Below are 19,180 nucleotides of genomic sequence, written 5' to 3'. Positions count from 1 at the left end.
CTTTGCGAGCGCCGGCACGTGGCCGGCGCGTCGTTCAATGCCCTTGCTGCGTCTGCTGCATCAACTGCCCGATCTGCTTGAATGCTTCGAACAGGCTCGGATCAATCGATCGTTGCTGCCTCAGATCCTCCCGAATCAACTTCTGGTCGTTACCGACTCGTTCTTGTGCTGCTTTAATGGCCCCGTCTACCTTTGCAATCGCTTCCTCGTCTGTCATGTCACCTCTTGTTGGCGATCATCCTCTCCAAAATGGTCAACTCGGCCCGGTCAGCCAGCCACTGGCTGATGGCCCGGTTGCCTACCACACGCTCGAACTCGTCGACCTTTTCGGCCGGCAAGTCCGCCCGCTTCTTGCCCTTCGAGTCAAACGCCTGCGCGTTCACGAAGTTCGTGACGTGCGGGGCGTAGAGCCCACACACTTCCGCGAGCGTCCTTTTCGTCATGCCGCGGATCGACCGGTTTTCCCAGGCGAGCCACACCGCATCACGGAAAGATCCGCATTGGGCGATCAGGTCATCAGGCAGAAAGCGCGGCGCATCCGAAACGACGTCGCGCTGAAGTGCTTGAGCAGCGGCCTTGTGCGGCGTTTGTTGTGTCTGCATCAGTTCCTTCCACTTAGAAAAAAACAATCGGGTTACTGCTTGGATTACTGGTTGCCCCTGTTGCCAAATTTAGGGGTCTCGAAGACCCCTACACCGATGAAACTTACCCAGAAGCGGGTGCGCTCAATGATGAGAGCTGGAAGGAAGTCGCTACGACCGAACACGACGGTTCAGGAATATGTGAGGCCAGTCGAGCTTCACGGCAGCGGGTATTCCCCGTCGCTTCCAGTTGTCCACGCGTTGAACGCCCCCGCGACCGTAGTTGAGGGCGCGTGCGACAGCGGCAGAGCCACCGAGAGACTCGATGAGCTTGCGGTCTGCGGTGATGTTGGGTTTCGTGTCCATGCCTTATTAAACACGACGTTTAAAGAAAAAGCAAACACTATGTTGAACAACAAAGTGTTTAATTCGGCGAACATGCGGGTTATGCACGAAACCATGTCCCGACTCTACGAAGCGGCTCGTCTGTTGCACGGCGTGACGACGCCGACCGAGCTCGCCCGCCTCCTGAACGTCTCTCCCCAAGCCGTCAATAACTGGGAACGACGGGGAATATCTGCCGCCGGGCTTCTCGATGCTCAAGACAAAGTCGGATGCAGTGCCACGTGGGTTATGACCGGTCAGCCGCCGATGGTGCTGGAGGGAGGCCACGCGTCGGCTGAAGTCAATGCCCCGAATAGCGCCCCAAAACAGGACGAGATCGCCGATTCAGCGCCTGCTGAAGTCGGTACGATGTCTTTGGCAGAAGGTGGACGGGCCAGCTCGACGCAACGTCTACGCGCCGCTCTCCACGATAAGGGCCTCACTAGTTCAGAGGTCGCATCAGTGGCAGGAGTGGGCATAGATACCGCGTCGCAATGGCTTGATGGCCAGGGCCCTGAAGTAAGTTTGGCTCAGGCTGTGTCCCTCCAGAATGCCTACGGCGTCAATGCGGTGTGGCTGACAAAGGGAAAGGGCGAGCCCGGTATCTCGGTCAGATATGCCGACGAGTTTCGCCCTATTCCAATAACAAAGTGGAGAGCAATTCCCGTGGTGGGTAGGGCGCAGCTAGGTGATAACGGGCATTGGGCCGACCTGGAGTATCCGGTCGGTCACGGCGACGGTTACATCGATTTCCCGACACAAGATCCGAACGCGTATGCGCTGAAGTGCGAAGGCGATTCCATGCGCCCGAGGATCAAGGCCGGCGAGTTTGTCGTGATCGAGCCAAACCAGCCGATCGAGCCCGGCGACGAGGTGCTCGTCAAGTCCAAGGACGGCCGGGTGATGGTGAAGGAATTCCTCTATAAACGCGGCGGCAGAACGCATCTGATCTCAGCCAACGACGCGCACAAGCCGATTGCCTTCGCGGACGATGAGATCGAGAAGATGCATTTCGTCCGCGCGATCTGCCGCCCGTCGAGCTGGCGGCCCGAATAACAACAAGCACCCGCATGGCACGCAGCGGAAGTCGCTCTGCTGGCAGAATCGTCAAAAAATGAAGAACAAGAAAGCGAAGCCCGTTCTGAGCGTGGACGAGGCCCAGGCATTGATCGCGATGGAGAAGAGCACCGTGCGACCCATGGAGTGGGTGGCAAAGAAGCAGGTGTCGAATCCGCAGTGGGTTCAATACGTATCCGCGTGCAGGATCGCGACGGCCGATGGAGGATCGGAAATTCGCGAGGACTTATTTTTCCTCACCCAATTTCGCGCAAGGAAGATTGAAATAGTCGGCGGCGCAACGATCGAGTACGAAGAGCAGTATAACGCGGCGTTCATGGTCGGCGGCGAGCGAATACTGGCGGTCGACGCAGACAGTACCCCTCATACGAACAAAGTGGGCCGCGGCCTTCCTTGGTACAAAAAGAGGGTGCCCGGACGCTATCATCTTCACATCTGGACCGAAGACGGTTACGGTTACACCGAACCTATCTTCCAAGAACTCGATGACATAGAATTGGCCATCAGCCACTTCTTGCCGTTGGCTAACCTGAATCTGCTGGGTGGGTTCGTACACCCGCTCAAGGGAAGCCAGATGGATCTCCTGCTATGAACTGCGATCAATTGCTTCAAGTGACGAGTTGGGAGTGCACGCCATCTGGGACCAGATCAGTGCGCGCCGTCTCTCCGTTCACGCTGGGCAACGACGGGCGTCACGCCGCATTTTATTTGGCCTCTCCGACCGACGACACCTTCTATTTGACAGACGGTGGCGAAACTGCAATGCACGCGGCACAGTCTGGAATAGAGCTTACGAAAGCGAGAATTGAGCAACTAAACCGGACCCCCGGTGTCCGATTCGCTCATTTCGGCGGAAACTTCGCAATCACCGCCGAAGGGGCCGCCGACGAAGCAGAGATGGCGCTTTGGGACGCAGTCAAGCTTGCTATGTCCCTCTCCTTTTCCAGCGAGAAATGGATGCCAAAGATCGATCATGTGCGATTTCGAGCGCTAGTCCAAAGCGCACTTGTCCGCGTCCTTGGTTCCGAGCGAGTGTCAACGTCTTATCGTACCAAAGGCATCAGTGGGCACATCGTTGAGTTCCCGCTAGCAGTCAAGTCGGCAAATGACAGGCTGTACCTCATTGAGCCAATTGCGCTGGCCGGGGGCGAAAAGATTGACTGGGGGCGAGTTCATCAAGTCTATGGGAAGCTCGCCGATGTAAAGCAAGCAGACGAGGTGGCCGACCGTCTCGTCGTTTTCGAGGAGGGCGCGAGTCAAGCCGAATTTGGACGGGCCGCCACCCTTCTCGCACAAACCGCCGAAGTCACCGCTTACCGTGAGTTGACGCGGTGGACGGAACGAGCGCTAGCAGCCTAGCCTTCGACAACTGTCGGCAAGACCCGCTTCGGCGGGTTTTTTCATTTCCGCCAATCGGCGAACCCTTCCCTCCACAGCGTCGCTCCGACTGACGTAAGCAGCGCGATGTCATCGTCTGGCAGATAGTCCCACGCGCCGGCCAGCCAGGCTGCGAACCCCGCTACAGCATCGTCCAGCGGCACGTCTGCCCTTCCCTCGACGTTCAGCCGCTCAAAGACCGAGATGACCTCGTCCGGCGTCATAAGCCCTCCGCTCGCCCCTACGAATTCTAGGTCAATTCCGAAGACGCATCGCGATGATCGGCCATTTAAACATCCGACGAACCTCCTATAAACAAAATGTTTGACACGTGTTTAAACATAGTGTTTAATGCGTCCATGCGCTGAACGAACAGCGCACCGCCTACAAGCGCGACGCTCTTTAACAGGATTGGAAACGATAGAACACGCCGATGGCTCTTGTGAGCGGCTAGGCGCAGGACGTAACCCTCGACTCCTGATGAAAGACCCGAGGCTATTCGCACGGCGCCTGGCTGCCAGATGCAGCTATAGAACGCGGCGCGGATTGAAGTGTTTTACCAGTGCGCCGTGAGACTACGACGCACCGCTAAAACAAAGGAGCGTGGCATGTCCACATTGGCGAAGGATCTGATCGAGCTGGTGAGGCTCGCTCGCGGCGGCGCTGGCGCGCTGGTCGAGCATCTGTTGCGTGAAGTGTCGACGAACCTGATCGCGCCGGGCGTGCAGGACGAACGTGTAGGAGGCTAGATGCGCTTTTACGACGACTGGCTTACGAAGGATCTCCCCGACGACCACGACGAGGAAGAAGAGCAGGACGACGACGAGTCGGATGCTTACTGGGAACGTCTGGATCGGGACTGAATGCTGTATCGAGTGGCAGGACCCTAATCGATGGGCGTTCCATGAGCGCCAATTTTTTAGCGCCTTGCCTTGAGGACTACTACTGATGCCCTGCTGAGTCTGGGGCTTGGAGAGAACGATGAACCTGCGATTGATGGAGGCGCTTCTTGAGGCGCTGAAGATGGCTCGCGAGGCGCTAAACGGCGAGTTGGGGGAGCGCGAGATCAGGCTGACGAAAGCCACGCTCAATCTGCGCATCTGCATGCTGGAGCAAGACGTCGACGCAGCCCGTAAAGCAGCGAACCGGATGGCTTACGACAGCTTCCGGGACCACTACAGCGCTGCAATCGTTAAAGCAGCCACTGCCTGACAACTACGCCCCGCAGAGTCTGGGGCAACGGAGAAAACCATGAGCAACATCGTCGCAAGCAACATGACCACCACGCTGGCCTCCAAGCTGGCGCAACGCTTCGGCCTCGAAGCAAACCCGGAAGTGCTCGACATCCTGAAGGCGACAGCTTTCAAGGGGCAAGTGAGCGACGCGCAGATGAGCGCCCTCCTCGTCGTCGCGACGCAGTACGGTCTGAATCCTTGGACGAAGGAGATCTACGCCTTCCCGGACAAGAACAACGGCATCGTCCCTGTCGTCGGCGTTGATGGATGGTCGCGGATCATCAACGAGCATCCGCAGTTCGACGGACTCGACTTCGAGCAAGACGCCGAGTCCTGCACTTGCATCATCCACCGAAAGGACCGGTCTCACCCGATCAAGGTCACGGAGTACATGGAGGAATGCAAGCGCGGGACGGGGCCGTGGACGTCACATCCGAAACGAATGCTGCGCCACAAGGCAATGATCCAGTGCGCGCGCCTTGCCTTCGGCTACGTCGGCATCTACGACCAGGACGAAGCCGAGCGCATCGTCGACATGGGGCCGGCGCAGGAAGTGAAGCGCACACCTGCCGAGACGGCTGCCGCAGCTCGGCCGACCGCCGAGCGAACCGAGCGCCATGGCGTTCTTATCGCCGAGTTGGAGTTCATCGCGAAAGAAGGCGGCCAAGATGCGCTTGCCAAAGCGTGGGCCGGCGGTGCGCTGCCAAATGGCGACGCGCTGACGGCGATGGACAGGAAGGCAATCGGCGCCGGCGAGTTGAACCGGCTGAAAGCGATGGCCGGTGCGGAAGACGTGACTGTGAACGAGGGTGAGTGAAATGAGCGAGCAAATTGAGCAGCGGACCGATGCATGGTTCGCACAGCGTGCCGGAAAGGTGACTGCCTCACGCTTTGCGGATGTCGTGAGCCTGACGAAGGCCGGCAAGCCGACCGCCGCGCGCGACAAGTACATGCGCGAGATCGTCTTCGAACGCCTGAGCGGGACGCCCAAGCACTCGGTAGGCGCGCTGTCGCTGAAGTGGGGGACTGACGTCGAGCAGTTCGCCCGCGAGGCATATGAGGTCGAGTCTGGTGACGTCGTGGCCGAGACCGGCTTCGTTACGCACCCCGACTATCCCTTCATCGGAGGATCGTGCGACGGCCTAATTGACGACGACGGGATCATCGAAATCAAGTGCCCGCACGACGAACAGGTGCACATCGAAACGTGGCTGAACGGCATGTCGCCGGATCACCGAGCTCAGGTGCAAGGCAACCTCCTAGTGACCGGCCGGAAGTACGCGATTTTCATCAGCTACGACCCGCGCCAGAACGAACGCTTCCGCCTGTACCACCAGCGCATTGAGCGCGACGACGCTTTCATCGATCAGATCCTCCTGCCCGGCCTCCTCCAGTTCAATGCCGAGGTCGAGCAGATGATCGCCGAACTGAACCGCCGGGCCGCCTGAGGACGACATGAGCGAGATCGCAAACAAGCGCGCGCTGCTCGAGAAAGCGCACGCGCTGGTCAAGACCAACCAGCCGACTCTGGAGCACCTGAGCGCAGTCGCTGATGCGCTCGCTCAGGTCGCCAGTGATCTGATCGGCGAGCAATGCACGGTTCATCTTCGCGTGCGTCGCGGCGCTGTCGAGGCGGCAATCGAACGAGCAAGAGTCACAGCATGAACGCAGCAGACATCAGCGACGCCGCGGCGCTTCAGAGCGCCGTTCTCGTCCTTTCCATCGTAGGCATCGCGACGACGCTGATCGTCGCTCTCTCACAGAACATCCTGCTATGAAAACGCCACGCTGCGGGGACGATCTCCGCCACTTCGACACATCCTCCTTGCTGTCGCCAGCCGAACGACTCGCCGCACGCAACACCGGCCGCTTGCAGAAGCTGCCGCGCCGTCCGCTGAAGGTCGTCATCGGAAAGTACTGGGTACCCGGCAACGTCGCCCGACAGTTCGCGTATCTGAACGTCGGCTCCCGGTAACTCCCGAACATCCTCACCGACGCCGGGTCAACCGGCGCGCACAAAAACATCAGGCCACTACGAGCGCTCACATGTCCGACTACCTCCCGATTCTTCTCATCTGGATTTTCTTCGCCCTCCTCGTCTGCATCTTCGTGCACGGCGCGAAAAAGGCAAAGCGCTCGATGGATGCAGTCGACGAGGCGCGACGGAGCATCAAGTGGCCGGCGCCTAAAGCAGATTAAGCGAGGAACACATGAGCACGAAACACACGCCGGGACCGTGGACGGTCAACCCGCGAGGCGACGAAGGCGAAAGCAATCTCGTTTTCGCGAACACGCTTGCAAACGGTTCTCGCCAGCTTGTCGCGTCGGTTGCGGTCGGGGCAGATGCGCCCGCGAATCGACGCCTGATCGCCGCCGCGCCTGACCTGCTGGCCGTACTGGAACGCGCCTCGCATATCAACGGCTTTCGAGAGTTCAACGACTATCTGCCAACGATCCGCGCCGCAATCGCCAAAGCAACCGGAGAGAAAGAATGAGCAACCTTCTAACGCTGCCCTCTTCGTCCTTGCTTTCGAGCATAAGCCGAGCCACCAGCGTATGCATCCTCCTCGCTCTCGTATCGAAGAGATGCTTCAAAACGGAGTTCAGTAATCTTCGGCCCCGTTCGATCGATTTCAACGCAAGCGTATGTGAATCCGCCGCCCACCAACGGTTCAACCAATACATGGAATTCCATAGCTCCGATTCTCAATACTCGCGACATGACGAGCTCCCGGAAGATTGTTCAGGCTGGCGATGCGTAAGCACTCCCATCATTTACGCATCCGTCGATGAACCTCTTCGCTTGCCGTTCGGCATATCTGAATCCAGCGTCGGGCGAAAGGAAGTTGAGTTGCTCGGGCAGGCTGACGATGGGCGCGGAGCCCGTGTCGAAGGAAAGAATCGACCACGAGACAGCGTATCGAATTTGTTGACCGTCGAGTGACGGCGTCTTGCTAGTAACGACGCGCACGTCGATGGTGTATCCGCGATAAGGGACACAGGATTGATTTTCCATGCTCACTCTCCTACACACCAGGGGCGGCATGTGAACCCACTATACGCGCTATATGAGCGGGCCGTGCGTTAAATACATCGGCCGCGCAAGAACCCTCCGCGCCGCGCGCTCATCCCTCGCGGCGCTTCTAAATGAATGAGGTTTGAGATGATCACGAAACATACGCCGGGGCCGTGGAAAGCCGTGCGCGCGCCGCATGGGCCTATCGATGTGTTCGATAGCGGTGAGCGCGACATCGTGACCGTGTACGGCGGGGGAACGAACGGAGACAAGGAGGCTAACGCCCGCCTGATTGCCGCCGCACCTGAGTTGCTTGAGTTTGCGGAACTGGTGCTTCGCGGCATTGAATCCGGCCACATCAAGGCCAAGCCGTTCCTCGATATGAATGCGCTCGTCGGCGAGAGCATTCCGATGCGCACCATCGGCGACGCCGCGCGTGAGGCAATCGCCAAAGCCACCGGCACATGACCCGCACCCTCCCCACCTTCCGCGCGCATGCCGAAGCCCTAGACGCGCTTGGAAGATCGAAGACGCCGCCGACCACCCTACTCCAACGCAGTTGCGCCACGTTCGCGCAGATGGTGGCAGATATGACGGGCGAGCGGTGCAGCGTGATGATTGGACAGACTGTTATTGCGAGGGAACATGACATTCGATGAATGGCTCAAGCGCCCGCTGGCTTCGTATAGCGAAGACGCCGCAGAACTGGATGCCATCGAGGACCGCGCACAAGACGTCGATAACCTGCGGCTCTTTTACGGGCAGTTGCAATGCCGCTGCTGCGTCTGTGACGAATGGTTTGAGTCGTTCGTCGGAATCGATGAACTCGAACCGATTGAGACGTTAGAAAAGCAGTATTGCGGCGGATCTCCAAGGTGCTGCCCGTAACGCCGCCTCCTGACCGCCGATAGCGGCAACCGATATTGAGGATGAAATGAACGACGAACAGATTAAAGCTCTGCGGAAAGCATCGGCGGTGCTGTGCGGAACCGGCCATCATGACGAGGCCAGCACGATCAACGGCTTACTCGCCGCATCCGCGAGCGCGGAGCCGGAATTTAGCAAAGTGGTCCCGCATGAGCCGACGAAAGAAATGCTCGAAGCGGGTCGCGAGCAGCTTGACCGCATGGGCTTCGTCAACGACGTGTGGCAGGCGATGTATTGCGCCGCCCCGCGCCCTATCGAAGCGCCTGACAACTCGCAGGACGCGCCAGTATCAGCGTTTCAGGTGTTGAAAGATGCGCTTAAAAACGATGCCGAATACGCATGGGCATGGCATTGCAACTTGGCTATGCCGATCATGGATGCCGTTCGATGCACCCCGGCTCAGGCGAACAAAGCCGGGGCGGACTTGATGCAATACCTGTTCGACATCGACATTCGGAAACATCCGCATTGGCAACATGCCGCCCCTGCTACCGAAGCGCCTGCGCAGGCGGTGGCAGCAATCCGCGCCCTGTACATCGAGAACCCGCCCGACGAACTCGGACCCAGTGACGAATCGCAGTATCGAGACGGCTATAACACGGCGCTCGAAGATGCGGCTGACGCAATCGCTGCTTTGTCTGCCCCCGCCAGCATGAGCGCGGAGCCAGTGAACGCCAAGCTGGATGAATACAGCCGAAAGCACGGGTTTCTGTCGCTGGCCGAAGCGGTAACGTTCGCAGTGAGTCAGCGCGAAGCCTTGCGCCCTGCTGCGCCGTCGAGCGCAGAGAATCGCCCGGCGCAAGACGATGTGCTAACCGATGAGCAAATAGATAGGCTCATTGTGAGCGCATGCCATAGCGACCCGCGCATGAAGAATGGCGAGTACTGCCTGACGATTGACGAGATGCGCGAAATTCTCGCAATCGCGTCGCAATCCGCGAAGGAGCCGAAATGACGCAGCTTACATACACCGGACGCCGACGCTATCGGCTCGAAGACCGTGTCTTCCGCGCCCCGCTGCTGGTACTTCAGGTTGAGATTCGCGAGCAAGGGTATCGCCCATGCCATACAGGGTACGGCGACGACATCGACAGATGCTTCTGGCGAGACGCAACACTCGAAGACATTTCCGAGGCAGACACAATCGAGCAATCCGCGAGCAAGGAGAAGCAGAATGGATGACGTGAAGCCGTGCCCGTTCTGCGGGAAGCCTCCGCACGTCGCAGAAGAGATGGACGAATGGGAGTGGTGGTTCGTCGCCTGTCGAACACCAGGGTGCATTCTGCCTATCTCCGGCGGCCACACGTCTATCGAATCAGCAATCGCTAGATGGAATCGCCGCGCCGCTCTCGCATCCGCGCCAGCGCAGCAGTGGATCAGCGTAAGGGATCGGCTACCGGCTGAAGGTCAGCCCGTCATGTTCGTTGTCGCGTCGAAGTACCCTGACTACAACGGCCGGGTATTCGGGGGATCGTTCTGCATGCTCGCTGACGTGCCTTCATTCAATACGCCTGGCGTCGGTTACAGAGCATCGCACTGGATGCCCCTGCCCGAAGCACCCGCGTCGAGCGTGGCGAGCAAAGAGGAGTCGACATCGTGAGCCGCCAATCGAGCTCGGATCATCCCTTCGTCGATGGTGAGGTAGAGATGGAGCGGCGACTATGGAAGTGCGCGCGATGCGGATGGCTGTGCGCCGATGACCAAGAACGGCCCTTCTCGCAATGGTGCGGCGAGTGCGATGCATATACGGAGCATCGCCCTATCGTTTTGAGGTAGCAGTGACCAGCAACATCGAAGAATTCATGCGCGTCTCGCGCGCGTATCTGGAGAACAAGAATGGCAGCAGTGCTCGAAACGCCACTTGAACTGACCGAAGACGAGCTCGAGCGCATCACCGGCTATAAGCGGCCATCGAAGCAGATGGAAATGCTGAAGTCGCTCGGCATTCCCGCGCGGCGCCGCCCGGACAATTCCCTGCTCGTCATGCGCATGCACTGCATCGCGCCGGCGCAGCTTCCCGCCACGATAAAGCGCGAGCCACGCGTTAAATGAACCGCAGAAGAAAACATAATCGCGGCCTCCCGCGCCGCGTCATCGTAAATCACGGCGCATATTACTTCTTCGCGCCGGAGCCGATGCGCAACCCATGGACGCAGAAAGAGCAGCGCTGGATTCGGCTCTGCTCCTTCGAGGAAGGCGAAGCCGTGATGTACGAGCGGCTCGGCTTCCTGATGCGCGAGAAGAAGCTCACGAGCGGCACGATGCCGAATCTGTGCGAGGAATGGAAGCAGCGCAAGCTCGCGCGCTACACGCCGGCCGTGCGCAAGGAATATGAGCGCATGGCCGACTTCATCGCCGAGAAGCTCGAGGAGTTCACCGTCGCCGACGTCAAGGCGCGCACGATCACCGTCTTCCTGCGCAAGTACTTCGCCGAGAAGCACAACACCGCGCAGAAGTACGTGGCGGTGCTGCGGAAGATGTTCAAGATGGCGATCAGCGAGATGGGCCTGCGTGACGACAATCCATGCGACCAGCTCGATTTGTCCGACTATGAGACGAAGCGCCGCGACGTGCTGCCATCGCACGACGTCATCGCCAAGATCCGCGCGGCCGCGCTTGTAGGCGACGACGGTCTCCCGACCGAGTCCGGCCCGATGTTTCAGTGCATCGTGGACATGGCCTACCTGTGCTGGCAGCGGGCGATCGACGTGCGGATGCTGCGCGACGCGCAGATCGAAGGCGGAGCGATCCGGTTCAAGCCGACGAAGACGGCGAAGTCGAGCGGGAAGATGGTGGACATCGCCATCACGCCGTCGATCGACGCGGTGATCGAGCGCGCAAAGGCGATCAAGCGGAAATATCAGATCATCAGCCCTTTCCTCTTCCCGTCGACGAAAGGCACGCCTTACACGAAGTCGGGGCTGCATTCGATGTGGCGCCGAGCGAAGGCTCGCGCCAAGGTGACCGACGATGTGGTCTTCAAGGATCTGCGCGCGCTCGGCGCGACGGACGCCGCGCGGCAGGGAAAAGACAAGAAGCAGATCCAGACGCGCCTGGCGCACACGAGCGGTCGGACGAGCGAAATTTACATCAAGGAAGTCATCGCCGAGCGGTCGGAAATGGACGTCACGTTGCCCTGGAATGCGCCTAATACGGAAACGGGGAAGTAGGCCGGATAAGGGTTGCAGCCCGATTATTATTTAAGCATTTGTTAGGCGGGCCAATGCGGGCGCTTTGACTGACGTGCGGTTGCGGCGAGTGAATTCCCGCATGGGGTGCAGGTGGTCGGAGGTTCAAATCCTCTCGCCCCGACCAAAATTCAAAAGGCTCTCCGGCTTCTGGCCGGAGAGCCTTTTTGTCTAATTCGGCTACGGTTTTCTCTTTCAGCCGAGACGACCCTCCAAGTCGAGCGCGTGTCTCAAAACCGCTGCGGCGCGCGAGATTTCACTTGCGCAACAGCCACTTAAGCTCTAATGTTCGACTGACACATAAGGAGCGGCACCGCAATGCCTCTGTCCGCTTGCGCGCCTGTCGATCACAGGCCCGCCCAGCCCGATCACATCCCATCCTCTTTGCGCAGTGAGATCGCCAGAAGGTTCGATGCGCGAAGTGCTGCGCGCGTGGCGCGCTTCGGCCGCATCTATCCCGGCGGAAGCCGCTATGTTTGTGTCAGCGCGCCCGACACGATACGCGGCGGCTTCTACGCACTCTATTTCTTCCACCACGGCGCGAATGACTGGCGCGTTTATCCACCGCGCGGTATCGGGCCCAGCATCGTCTATTGGTCGGTCGCGGGATCGGAGAAAAGCGTCAAGGCCGCGCCGGGCTGACGCTGCTCATCCCTTGGCGACGAGCAGCACTTCTCCGGTCATCGCTTCGTCGATCGTGCGCTTGTATGCCCGCGCCACATCTGCGGCCGGGATGCCGCCTGACGGGTCCTTGCCCATCGACTGAAGCGTCTCCGCGACCCATCCCGGACTCACCACGTTGACGCGCATTTTTCCCTGCAACTCCAGCGCCGCCGCACGCGCGAATCCTTCGACGCCCGCGTTGACGATGCTGACCGCCGCGCTGCCGATCATCGGCTGTTGAGCGAGCGTGCCGCTCGTCAGCGTGATGCAGCCGCCCTCGTCCACATGGCCGATCGCGCAGCGCACGAGATTGACCTGTCCCATCAGCTTGTTGGCGAGACTGAACGCGAAGTCGTCGTCGGAAAGCGAGTCGAGCGGCGCGAACTTCGCCGTTCCGCCGACGCAAAGTACCGCGCCCACGTTGCCGACCTTCGAGTACATCGCCGCGATGCTTGCCTTGTCGGACAAATCCACGGCGATATCCGAGCCTTTGCGGCTGGCCGTTATCACGTCGTGCTCGGGCGCAAGAACGCGCGCGATCTCCGTGCCCAGCAATCCCGTCGCGCCCACGATCAACACTCGCATAAAGCCTCCCTGAAGAGAACGAGAAAGACACGCGGGTATCGTACAGCCGGCGCTCCATGCACGCTCGATACGAATGAAAAAGCCGCGATACGCGATCGCGGCTTTTTCGTATTTATACGATCGGCGCTTACCCGCCGAGCAGATCGATCACCTGCATGATCTCCTTGCGGAGCTGGTCCACGTCGACCGCCGGCTGCTGCGCCTCTCCGGCGCCGGACGTCTCGGCGGACATGGCATCGTCGCCATTGGCGCGCCCTTGCGCGTCGAGCCGATTACGCGCGCCGTTAATCGTGAAGCCCTGCTCGTAAAGCAGTTCGCGAATCCGCCGGATCAGCAAGACTTCGTGATGCTGATAGTACCGGCGGTTGCCGCGCCGCTTGACCGGCCTGAGTTGCGTGAACTCCTGCTCCCAATAGCGCAGCACGTGCGGCTTGACACCGCACAACTCGCTGACTTCGCCAATCGTGAAATAACGCTTGGCCGGGATCGGAGGCAAGACGACTTTTTCCATCGTCGATCAACCATCGTGGTGAGTGATGTCGATGAAGCGCGGCGGTCGGACAGCGGGATGCGCCCTTCGGCGCGAGATACGCGTCAGCGAGTCAGACTCGTCTCCGCTCCCGTTTCGACCAGCGCCTTCAACTTCTGGCTAGCATGAAACGTGACGACCCGCCGCGCCGCGATGGGAATGGCTTCGCCAGTCTTCGGATTGCGTCCCGGACGCTGCGGCTTGTCGCGCAACTGGAAGTTGCCGAAGCCCGACAGCTTGACGCTGTCGCCGCTTTCGAGCGCGTCGCGGATGACCTCGAAAAACGCTTCGACCATGTCCTTCGCTTCGCGCTTGTTCAGACCGACGTGGTCGAACAGCATTTCCGCCAGTTCGGCTTTGGTGAGCGTCGGCGTGTCATTCGACAACGCGCCCGAAGTGGTGTTGTCTCGGGTCATGGCGCTACGCTGCGCCGAAAGAAGGGCTTCGAAATCACTCGAGTTCATTTGGTTCATATCGGTAAAACGGCAAATGCGATTGAGACGGAGGGGCCAACTGCAGGCTATCCGCGCAACCGCGCGCCGTGTACTCGAGCCAGGCGATCCACCAGCGTGTTGATGGCCGTGTCGACCGTTTCGTCCTGAAGCGTGCCGCCAGTATCTTGCAACGTTACACGGAAGGCAAGACTTTTCTCATGCGCTCCCAAACCGCCGGAAGTATTTGATTTTGGACGGAATTCGTCGAAAAGCACAACCCGTGTGACGTACTTGCAGGCGGGCTCTGAACGGGCGTTTTCGAGCTCGTCGAGAAGCGCCTGCACCGGCACGTTCTGATCCACGACGACGGCGATATCGCGGCGCACCGGCGGAAATTTCGATACTTCGGACGGCGTCGGCAGCGCGCGTTCCATGAGCGCCTCGGCATCGATTTCGAAGAGAATCGGCGCGTGCGGCAGGTCGTACTTCTGCATCCAGCGCGGATGCAATTCGCCGATCCAGCCGACCGCGCGCCCCGCCAACTCGATGCGCGCGCTGCGTCCCGGATGCAGCGCCGGATGCTCGGCCTTGACGAAGCGCGGCACGACCGGCGCGAATAGCGCCTCGACATCGCCCTTCACGTCGAAGAAGTCGACTTGACGCGACGCGACGCCCCACTGTTCTTCGAGCGCGGGACCATACGCGAGACCGCCGATGCGCTTCGGCTGCGCGAAGCCTTCCACGGTGAGTTCGCCCGCCTTCACTGATGCATCGCGCAGAAACACGCGCCCTGCTTCGAACACGCGGATGCGGTCTGCCCGGCGGTTCAGGTTGTAGCGCAGCACGTCGATCAGACTACCGAAGAGCGTCGTGCGCATGACCGAGAGCTGGCTCGCGATCGGATTGATGAGCTTGATCGGATTCTCGTTGCCGGCGAAGTCCTTCTCCCACTCGGCATCCACGAAGCTGAAGTTGACCGTCTCCGAATAGTCGCGCGCGGCAACGGCATGACGCAGCACGTGAATCGAGCGGACCGTCTCGTTCGTGCGGCGCATCTCGCTCGCAGCCACGGGCGGACGCGCCGGGATCTTCTCGAAGCCGTAGATGCGCGCGACTTCCTCGATCAGATCCTCCTCGATCTCGATGTCGAAGCGATACGGCGGCGGCGTGACCTTGAAGGTGTCGCCGTCGCGCTCGAACGCGAGGTTCAGGCGCGTGAAAATCTGCGCGATCTCTTCCGCGCCGATCTCGACGCCGATGATGCGATGCGCGCGCTCGACGCGCATCGTCACCGGCCGACGCTCGGGTACGTTGAGGATCTGGTCGTCCACCGGACCGGCTTCGCCGCCGCAGATATCGAGGATCAGCTGCGAGATGCGTTCGATATGCTCGACGGTCGTCGAATAATCGACGCCCCGCTCGAAGCGATGCGCTGCGTCGGTCGAGAAGTTGTACTTGCGCGCGCGGCCGCGGATAGCGTCGGGCCACCAGAATGCGGCTTCCAGATAGATGTTCGTGGTATCGAGCGACACGGCCGTGCTGTCGCCGCCCATGATGCCCGCGAGACTTTCCACCTGACGATCGTCCGCGATAACGCCGACGGTTTCATCGAGCTCGACGGTGTTGCCGTTCAAGAGCTTGAGCGACTCGCCCTTCTTGCCCCAGCGCACTTCGATGCCGCCGTGAATCTTGTCGAGATCGAACACGTGCGTCGGACGGCCGAGTTCGAGCATCACGTAGTTCGAAATATCGACGAGCGCGGAGATGCTGCGCTGGCCTGAGCGCTCGAGACGCTCGACCATCCATTGCGGCGTCTTCGCGCGTGCATTCACGCCGCGAATCACGCGGCCGGAGAAGCGTCCGCACAAGTCCGGCGCGAGCACCTTGACCGGCAGCTTTTCGTCGAGCGTCGTCTTGACGGGCGGCATGTCGAGCGTCTTCAGCGGCGCGCCGGTGATGGCAGCCGTTTCGCGCGCGACGCCGAACACCGAGAGGCAATCCGCCTTGTTCGGCGTGAGCTTGATTTCGAAGACGGTGTCGTCCAGATTCAGCGCTTCGCGGATGTCCTCGCCGACCTTCGCGTCCGCCGGAAGAATCAGCAAACCGCTGTGGTCTTCCGACAGCTTCAGTTCGCGCGCCGAGCACAGCATGCCCTGGCTGTCGATGCCGCGCAGTTTCGTCGGCTTGATGGCGAACGGCTCGCCGCCCGCTTCGACCGGCGGCAACACCGCGCCGATCAATGCCACTGGCACCTTGATGCCCGGCGACACGTTCGGCGCGCCGCAGACGATGTTCAACTGCTCGCCCGTGCCGGCATCGACCTGGCAGACGTTGAGCTTGTCGGCGTTCGGATGCTTCGCCACTTCCAGCACTTGCCCGACGACGATCTTCGCGGTCGGCGGCGCGACCGGGCGCAGGTCTTCGACTTCGAGACCGGCCATCGTCAGCGCGTGAGCGAGTTCGTCGGTCGAGAGCTTGGGATCGACGAAGCTACGGAGCCATGATTCGGGGAATTGCATGTGTGTCTACGTTCGAATGAGGTGGTGTCTCTCGCCCGATGCTTTTGCGCAAACCGGGCGTCGCGGGCTTTGCGGCTTCAGGCGAACTGGCGCAGGAAACGCAGATCGTTCTCGAAGAAGAGGCGCAAGTCCTGCACGCCGTAACGCAGCATGGTCAGACGCTCGAGGCCGCTGCCGAACGCGAAGCCGATATACCGCTCCGGGTCCAGACCCATGTTGCGGATGACGGTCGGATGCACCTGGCCCGAGCCGGAAATCTCCAGCCATTTGCCCGCGTTCTTGCCGTGCTCGAACATCATGTCGATCTCGGCCGACGGCTCCGTGAACGGGAAATACGACGGGCGGAAGCGCACGAGAATGTCGCCGCGCTCGAAGAATTTCTTGAGGAAATCGGTGTAGACGCCCTTCAGGTCCGCGAAGCTGATGTTCTCCTCGATCCACAGGCCTTCGACCTGATTGAACATCGGCGAATGCGTGGCGTCGCTGTCCACGCGATACGTGCGGCCCGGCACGATCACCTTGATCGGCGGCTTGTTCATGCGCGCGTAGCGCACCTGCATCGGGCTCGTGTGGGTGCGAAGCAGGAGCGGGCGTCCTTCGGCGTCCTTGCCATCGACGTAGAACGTGTCCTGCATCGAACGCGCCGGATGATTCTCCGGGCTATTGAGCGCCGTGAAGTTGTACCAGTCGGTCTCGATCTCGGGACCATCGGCCACGTCGAAACCGATCGAGCCGAAAATCTGCTCGACGCGTTCCCACGTTCGCATGACCGGATGCAGCGTGCCCACGCCCGCGCCGCGCCCGGGAAGCGTGACGTCGATCGCTTCGGCGGCGAGGCGCTGGTTCAGCAGTGCATCGGCCAGCGCTTGACGGCGCGCATTGAGCGCGGCCTCGACCTGCTGCTTCGCCTGATTGATGCGCGCGCCTTCGGTTTTCTTCGCTTCCGGATCGAGCTTGCCCAAGCCCTTCAGCAGTTCGGTCAGCGCGCCGGACTTGCCGAGAAAGCGGGCCTTCTCGTTTTCGAGCGTCGTGGCATCGGTGGCGTGTTCAAAGGCGCTTTTCGCGTCGGCGACAATCTGGTCCAGATCCATTGATCCCATCTTTTCAACGTCGAAAGTTCAGTCTGATTTACGGTTTTGCGCGTGACCTGGAAGCCAACGAAGCAGAAAAGCCAAGTCATGCGCAAAACCGTCCGGCCAACAAAAACGGGGCTCGGTGAGAGCCCCGTTTTCTGCCTTCGCGCAACCGTCTACGACACGGCGACGCTCAGGCAAACCACGCAGTACTAATTTCGCAATTAGGCTGCGACGGCGGCTTTCACCTGCTTGACGATCGCAGCAAAAGCGGCCTTGTCGAACACAGCCATGTCAGCCAGCACCTTGCGGTCGAGTTCGATCGAAGCCTTCTTCAGGCCGTTGATGAACACGCTGTAGGTCATGTCGTGCTGACGCACCGCCGCGTTGATACGCGTGATCCACAGTGCGCGGAACACACGCTTCTTGTTGCGGCGATCGCGGTAGGCGTATTGCCCAGCGCGCATGACCGCCTGCTTGGCGATGCGATAGACGTTATTGCGACGGCCGCGGTAACCCTTGGCCAGACGAATGATCTTCTTGTGACGGGCCCGTGCGGTAACCCCACGTTTTACTCGAGGCATGTTGCTCTCCTTAAGTTAGATGAGGTTAGGCGAACGGCAGCATTGCGCGGACGGAGTTCAGATCGGAATCATGAACGGCCGTGGCGCCACGCAGATGGCGTTTGTTCTTGGTGGTTTTCTTGGTAAGAATGTGGCGCTTGAAGGCCTGACCGCGCTTGACGGTACCGCCCGGACGCACCACGAAGCGCTTTGCAGCACTCTTCTTGGTCTTCATCTTCGGCATGAAACTACTCCAGTTTATTAGATGGTCATGGGTGTGCGGCTGATCTTCACGTACCGGCCAAGATCCCTTCCCGCCCTTCGAAACCCACGCGCCACTTGTATGCGGACAATCTCGTTGGTAGACCGCCGCTTTTCATGAACCGCGCCGCTGATCCGGCACGCTTCTGAAACCGCTGGCGATGCCGCGCTGGCCGCCCTGTCTACAGACCGGGCGGCGCGCGATCCATCGCGTACTACTGTGCTTACTTCGCCTTCTTCTTCGGCGCCAGCACCATGATCATCTGGCGGCCTTCCATCTTCGGCATCTGCTCGACCTGGCCGACTTCGTCCAGATCCGCCTTCAGGCGTTCGAGCATGCGCATGCCGATTTCCTGGTGCGCCATTTCGCGCCCACGGAAACGCAACGTGATTTTCGTCTTGTCGCCGTCTTCGAGGAAGCGTGTGAGGTTGCGCAGCTTGACGTTGTAGTCACCGTCATCCGTGCCAGGGCGGAATTTGACTTCCTTCACCTGCACGATCTTCTGCTTCAGCTTTGCCTCGTGCTGCTTCTTCGCTTCCGAGTACTTGAACTTGCCGTAATCCATCAAACGGCAGACAGGCGGCGAGGCCTGCGGCGCGATTTCGACGAGATCCACGTCGAGCTGTTCCGATTGACGGAACGCCTCGGCCAGTTTCACGATTCCGAGCGGCTCGTTGTCCACTCCGACCAAGCGCACTTCCGGTGCAGTGATTTCACCGTTGATGCGATGTGACGACTTATCAGTAGCGATGTTACGTTTCCTCTAA

General features: G+C 60.2%; 30 protein-coding genes. 18 read left to right on the top strand and 12 right to left on the bottom strand.

Going from position 1 to position 19,180, the window contains the following annotated elements:
* Positions 1-34: 34 nt before the first annotated feature.
* A complete protein-coding gene (locus LDZ24_RS05335) occupies positions 35-217 on the bottom strand; it encodes a hypothetical protein (protein WP_248322006.1) in 183 nt (60 codons plus the stop codon).
* Position 218: 1 nt separating this feature from the next.
* Entirely contained in the window at positions 219-602 is a 384-nt protein-coding gene (locus tag LDZ24_RS05330) for an XRE family transcriptional regulator (RefSeq protein WP_248322005.1), read from the bottom strand.
* A gap of 384 nt (positions 603-986) precedes the next feature.
* Between LDZ24_RS05330 and LDZ24_RS05325 the strand changes: the two genes are divergently transcribed.
* Genes LDZ24_RS05325 through LDZ24_RS05315 form a run of 3 tightly spaced genes read left to right on the top strand, consistent with a single transcriptional unit; the run spans position 987 to position 3,401 of the window.
* Positions 987-2,021 carry a S24 family peptidase gene (locus LDZ24_RS05325; RefSeq protein ID WP_248322004.1) on the top strand — a complete coding sequence of 345 codons (1,035 nt, stop codon included), beginning with the start codon at positions 987-989 and terminating at the stop codon, positions 2,019-2,021.
* Between the two features lie 58 nt (positions 2,022-2,079).
* Positions 2,080-2,634, top strand: a complete 555-nt coding sequence (locus tag LDZ24_RS05320; RefSeq protein ID WP_248322003.1) for a hypothetical protein — start codon at positions 2,080-2,082, stop codon at positions 2,632-2,634.
* Positions 2,631-3,401 carry a DUF1828 domain-containing protein gene (locus LDZ24_RS05315; protein ID WP_248322002.1) on the top strand — a complete coding sequence of 257 codons (771 nt, stop codon included), beginning with the start codon at positions 2,631-2,633 and terminating at the stop codon, positions 3,399-3,401. Before LDZ24_RS05320 ends, LDZ24_RS05315 begins: the two co-directional genes overlap by 4 nt.
* Before the next feature lie 41 nt (positions 3,402-3,442).
* Here LDZ24_RS05315 and LDZ24_RS05310 read toward each other — a convergent pair whose 3' ends face one another.
* Positions 3,443-3,643: a hypothetical protein gene (locus LDZ24_RS05310; RefSeq protein WP_248322001.1), complete on the bottom strand. Its 201-nt coding sequence runs from the start codon at positions 3,641-3,643 to the stop codon at positions 3,443-3,445.
* Positions 3,644-4,027: 384 nt separating this feature from the next.
* Between LDZ24_RS05310 and LDZ24_RS05305 the strand changes: the two genes are divergently transcribed.
* The 8 genes from LDZ24_RS05305 to LDZ24_RS05270 all read left to right on the top strand — a co-directional run bounded on the left by LDZ24_RS05305 (position 4,028) and on the right by LDZ24_RS05270 (position 7,149).
* Positions 4,028-4,168, top strand: coding sequence for a hypothetical protein (locus tag LDZ24_RS05305; RefSeq protein WP_248322000.1), 141 nt, complete (start codon positions 4,028-4,030; stop codon positions 4,166-4,168).
* Between the two features lie 232 nt (positions 4,169-4,400).
* Positions 4,401-4,631: a hypothetical protein gene (locus LDZ24_RS05300; protein ID WP_248321999.1), complete on the top strand. Its 231-nt coding sequence runs from the start codon at positions 4,401-4,403 to the stop codon at positions 4,629-4,631.
* A 39-nt stretch (positions 4,632-4,670) separates the two neighbouring features.
* Positions 4,671-5,471: a phage recombination protein Bet gene (bet, locus tag LDZ24_RS28100; RefSeq protein ID WP_371747395.1), complete on the top strand. Its 801-nt coding sequence runs from the start codon at positions 4,671-4,673 to the stop codon at positions 5,469-5,471.
* Position 5,472: 1 nt separating this feature from the next.
* Entirely contained in the window at positions 5,473-6,102 is a 630-nt protein-coding gene (locus LDZ24_RS05290) for a lambda exonuclease family protein (protein WP_248321998.1), read from the top strand.
* A 7-nt stretch (positions 6,103-6,109) separates the two neighbouring features.
* Complete coding sequence (locus tag LDZ24_RS05285) at positions 6,110-6,319, top strand: hypothetical protein (protein WP_248321997.1); 210 nt, start codon at positions 6,110-6,112, stop codon at positions 6,317-6,319.
* Positions 6,320-6,428: 109 nt separating this feature from the next.
* Positions 6,429-6,629 (top strand): hypothetical protein, encoded by a 201-nt coding sequence (locus tag LDZ24_RS05280; RefSeq protein WP_248321996.1) that lies wholly within the window; start codon positions 6,429-6,431, stop codon positions 6,627-6,629.
* 71 nt (positions 6,630-6,700) lie between these two features.
* A complete protein-coding gene (locus LDZ24_RS05275) occupies positions 6,701-6,853 on the top strand; it encodes a hypothetical protein (RefSeq protein WP_248321995.1) in 153 nt (50 codons plus the stop codon).
* Between the two features lie 11 nt (positions 6,854-6,864).
* Complete coding sequence (locus LDZ24_RS05270) at positions 6,865-7,149, top strand: hypothetical protein (RefSeq protein WP_248321994.1); 285 nt, start codon at positions 6,865-6,867, stop codon at positions 7,147-7,149.
* 248 nt (positions 7,150-7,397) lie between these two features.
* Here the strand turns inward: LDZ24_RS05270 and LDZ24_RS05265 are convergent, their stop codons facing one another.
* On the bottom strand, positions 7,398-7,670 hold the full coding sequence (locus LDZ24_RS05265; protein ID WP_248321993.1) for a hypothetical protein: 273 nt from the start codon (positions 7,668-7,670) through the stop codon (positions 7,398-7,400).
* A gap of 147 nt (positions 7,671-7,817) precedes the next feature.
* Here LDZ24_RS05265 and LDZ24_RS05260 point away from each other — a divergent pair, with 147 nt between their 5' ends.
* From LDZ24_RS05260 to LDZ24_RS05230, 7 genes are all read left to right on the top strand, one after another.
* A complete protein-coding gene (locus tag LDZ24_RS05260) occupies positions 7,818-8,138 on the top strand; it encodes a hypothetical protein (protein WP_248321992.1) in 321 nt (106 codons plus the stop codon).
* Positions 8,139-8,315: 177 nt separating this feature from the next.
* The gene (locus LDZ24_RS05255; RefSeq protein ID WP_248321990.1) at positions 8,316-8,558 is read left to right on the top strand and encodes a hypothetical protein; all 243 of its coding nucleotides are present in this window, start codon (positions 8,316-8,318) and stop codon (positions 8,556-8,558) included.
* Positions 8,559-8,604: 46 nt separating this feature from the next.
* A complete protein-coding gene (locus tag LDZ24_RS05250) occupies positions 8,605-9,552 on the top strand; it encodes a hypothetical protein (RefSeq protein ID WP_248321988.1) in 948 nt (315 codons plus the stop codon).
* A 219-nt stretch (positions 9,553-9,771) separates the two neighbouring features.
* A complete protein-coding gene (locus LDZ24_RS05245; RefSeq protein WP_248321986.1) occupies positions 9,772-10,197 on the top strand; it encodes a DUF551 domain-containing protein in 426 nt (141 codons plus the stop codon).
* Positions 10,198-10,433: 236 nt separating this feature from the next.
* Positions 10,434-10,649, top strand: coding sequence for a DUF4224 domain-containing protein (locus LDZ24_RS05240; protein ID WP_248321984.1), 216 nt, complete (start codon positions 10,434-10,436; stop codon positions 10,647-10,649).
* 83 nt (positions 10,650-10,732) lie between these two features.
* A complete protein-coding gene (locus tag LDZ24_RS05235; protein WP_248321982.1) occupies positions 10,733-11,767 on the top strand; it encodes a tyrosine-type recombinase/integrase in 1,035 nt (344 codons plus the stop codon).
* Positions 11,768-12,217: 450 nt separating this feature from the next.
* Positions 12,218-12,427 (top strand): hypothetical protein, encoded by a 210-nt coding sequence (locus LDZ24_RS05230; protein WP_248321980.1) that lies wholly within the window; start codon positions 12,218-12,220, stop codon positions 12,425-12,427.
* Between the two features lie 6 nt (positions 12,428-12,433).
* On the opposite strand, the gene LDZ24_RS05225 is transcribed toward LDZ24_RS05230, so the two are convergent.
* The 8 genes from LDZ24_RS05225 to infC form a co-directional block, all read right to left on the bottom strand.
* Positions 12,434-13,033: a short chain dehydrogenase gene (locus tag LDZ24_RS05225; protein ID WP_248321978.1), complete on the bottom strand. Its 600-nt coding sequence runs from the start codon at positions 13,031-13,033 to the stop codon at positions 12,434-12,436.
* Positions 13,034-13,160: 127 nt separating this feature from the next.
* Complete coding sequence (locus LDZ24_RS05220; protein WP_206467994.1) at positions 13,161-13,544, bottom strand: MerR family transcriptional regulator; 384 nt, start codon at positions 13,542-13,544, stop codon at positions 13,161-13,163.
* An 83-nt stretch (positions 13,545-13,627) separates the two neighbouring features.
* Positions 13,628-14,035 carry an integration host factor subunit alpha gene (locus LDZ24_RS05215; protein ID WP_159835930.1) on the bottom strand — a complete coding sequence of 136 codons (408 nt, stop codon included), beginning with the start codon at positions 14,033-14,035 and terminating at the stop codon, positions 13,628-13,630.
* 47 nt (positions 14,036-14,082) lie between these two features.
* Positions 14,083-16,515 carry a phenylalanine--tRNA ligase subunit beta gene (pheT, locus tag LDZ24_RS05210; RefSeq protein ID WP_248321976.1) on the bottom strand — a complete coding sequence of 811 codons (2,433 nt, stop codon included), beginning with the start codon at positions 16,513-16,515 and terminating at the stop codon, positions 14,083-14,085.
* Between the two features lie 77 nt (positions 16,516-16,592).
* The gene (gene pheS, locus LDZ24_RS05205) at positions 16,593-17,606 is read right to left on the bottom strand and encodes a phenylalanine--tRNA ligase subunit alpha (protein WP_248321974.1); all 1,014 of its coding nucleotides are present in this window, start codon (positions 17,604-17,606) and stop codon (positions 16,593-16,595) included.
* 206 nt (positions 17,607-17,812) lie between these two features.
* Complete coding sequence (rplT, locus tag LDZ24_RS05200) at positions 17,813-18,172, bottom strand: 50S ribosomal protein L20 (RefSeq protein WP_008350196.1); 360 nt, start codon at positions 18,170-18,172, stop codon at positions 17,813-17,815.
* 25 nt (positions 18,173-18,197) lie between these two features.
* Positions 18,198-18,395, bottom strand: a complete 198-nt coding sequence (gene rpmI, locus LDZ24_RS05195) for a 50S ribosomal protein L35 (protein WP_004191477.1) — start codon at positions 18,393-18,395, stop codon at positions 18,198-18,200.
* Positions 18,396-18,636: 241 nt separating this feature from the next.
* Positions 18,637-19,164, bottom strand: coding sequence for a translation initiation factor IF-3 (infC, locus tag LDZ24_RS05190; RefSeq protein WP_175940639.1), 528 nt, complete (start codon positions 19,162-19,164; stop codon positions 18,637-18,639).
* Positions 19,165-19,180: the final 16 nt, after the last annotated feature.

Origin of the sequence: Caballeronia sp. Sq4a (assembly GCF_023170545.1) — a bacterium.
GTDB lineage: Bacteria > Pseudomonadota > Gammaproteobacteria > Burkholderiales > Burkholderiaceae > Caballeronia.
This window is presented reverse-complemented; position numbering and strand designations above follow the sequence as displayed.

Bases quoted from the DNA above. Each gene is read 5' to 3' on its own strand.
- LDZ24_RS05335 (WP_248322006.1), bottom strand. From the start codon at position 217: ATGACAGACGAGGAAGCGATTGCAAAGGTAGACGGGGCCATTAAAGCA.
- LDZ24_RS05330 (WP_248322005.1), bottom strand. From the start codon at position 602: ATGCAGACACAACAAACGCCGCACAAGGCCGCTGCTCAAGCACTTCAG.
- LDZ24_RS05325 (WP_248322004.1), top strand. From the start codon at position 987: ATGTTGAACAACAAAGTGTTTAATTCGGCGAACATGCGGGTTATGCAC.
- LDZ24_RS05320 (WP_248322003.1), top strand. From the start codon at position 2,080: ATGAAGAACAAGAAAGCGAAGCCCGTTCTGAGCGTGGACGAGGCCCAG.
- LDZ24_RS05315 (WP_248322002.1), top strand. From the start codon at position 2,631: ATGAACTGCGATCAATTGCTTCAAGTGACGAGTTGGGAGTGCACGCCA.
- LDZ24_RS05310 (WP_248322001.1), bottom strand. From the start codon at position 3,643: ATGACGCCGGACGAGGTCATCTCGGTCTTTGAGCGGCTGAACGTCGAG.
- LDZ24_RS05305 (WP_248322000.1), top strand. From the start codon at position 4,028: ATGTCCACATTGGCGAAGGATCTGATCGAGCTGGTGAGGCTCGCTCGC.
- LDZ24_RS05300 (WP_248321999.1), top strand. From the start codon at position 4,401: ATGAACCTGCGATTGATGGAGGCGCTTCTTGAGGCGCTGAAGATGGCT.
- bet (WP_371747395.1), top strand. From the start codon at position 4,671: ATGAGCAACATCGTCGCAAGCAACATGACCACCACGCTGGCCTCCAAG.
- LDZ24_RS05290 (WP_248321998.1), top strand. From the start codon at position 5,473: ATGAGCGAGCAAATTGAGCAGCGGACCGATGCATGGTTCGCACAGCGT.
- LDZ24_RS05285 (WP_248321997.1), top strand. From the start codon at position 6,110: ATGAGCGAGATCGCAAACAAGCGCGCGCTGCTCGAGAAAGCGCACGCG.
- LDZ24_RS05280 (WP_248321996.1), top strand. From the start codon at position 6,429: ATGAAAACGCCACGCTGCGGGGACGATCTCCGCCACTTCGACACATCC.
- LDZ24_RS05275 (WP_248321995.1), top strand. From the start codon at position 6,701: ATGTCCGACTACCTCCCGATTCTTCTCATCTGGATTTTCTTCGCCCTC.
- LDZ24_RS05270 (WP_248321994.1), top strand. From the start codon at position 6,865: ATGAGCACGAAACACACGCCGGGACCGTGGACGGTCAACCCGCGAGGC.
- LDZ24_RS05265 (WP_248321993.1), bottom strand. From the start codon at position 7,670: ATGGAAAATCAATCCTGTGTCCCTTATCGCGGATACACCATCGACGTG.
- LDZ24_RS05260 (WP_248321992.1), top strand. From the start codon at position 7,818: ATGATCACGAAACATACGCCGGGGCCGTGGAAAGCCGTGCGCGCGCCG.
- LDZ24_RS05255 (WP_248321990.1), top strand. From the start codon at position 8,316: ATGACATTCGATGAATGGCTCAAGCGCCCGCTGGCTTCGTATAGCGAA.
- LDZ24_RS05250 (WP_248321988.1), top strand. From the start codon at position 8,605: ATGAACGACGAACAGATTAAAGCTCTGCGGAAAGCATCGGCGGTGCTG.
- LDZ24_RS05245 (WP_248321986.1), top strand. From the start codon at position 9,772: ATGGATGACGTGAAGCCGTGCCCGTTCTGCGGGAAGCCTCCGCACGTC.
- LDZ24_RS05240 (WP_248321984.1), top strand. From the start codon at position 10,434: ATGGCAGCAGTGCTCGAAACGCCACTTGAACTGACCGAAGACGAGCTC.
- LDZ24_RS05235 (WP_248321982.1), top strand. From the start codon at position 10,733: ATGCGCAACCCATGGACGCAGAAAGAGCAGCGCTGGATTCGGCTCTGC.
- LDZ24_RS05225 (WP_248321978.1), bottom strand. From the start codon at position 13,033: ATGCGAGTGTTGATCGTGGGCGCGACGGGATTGCTGGGCACGGAGATC.
- LDZ24_RS05220 (WP_206467994.1), bottom strand. From the start codon at position 13,544: ATGGAAAAAGTCGTCTTGCCTCCGATCCCGGCCAAGCGTTATTTCACG.
- LDZ24_RS05215 (WP_159835930.1), bottom strand. From the start codon at position 14,035: ATGAACCAAATGAACTCGAGTGATTTCGAAGCCCTTCTTTCGGCGCAG.
- pheT (WP_248321976.1), bottom strand. From the start codon at position 16,515: ATGCAATTCCCCGAATCATGGCTCCGTAGCTTCGTCGATCCCAAGCTC.
- pheS (WP_248321974.1), bottom strand. From the start codon at position 17,606: ATGGATCTGGACCAGATTGTCGCCGACGCGAAAAGCGCCTTTGAACAC.
- rplT (WP_008350196.1), bottom strand. From the start codon at position 18,172: ATGCCTCGAGTAAAACGTGGGGTTACCGCACGGGCCCGTCACAAGAAG.
- rpmI (WP_004191477.1), bottom strand. From the start codon at position 18,395: ATGCCGAAGATGAAGACCAAGAAGAGTGCTGCAAAGCGCTTCGTGGTG.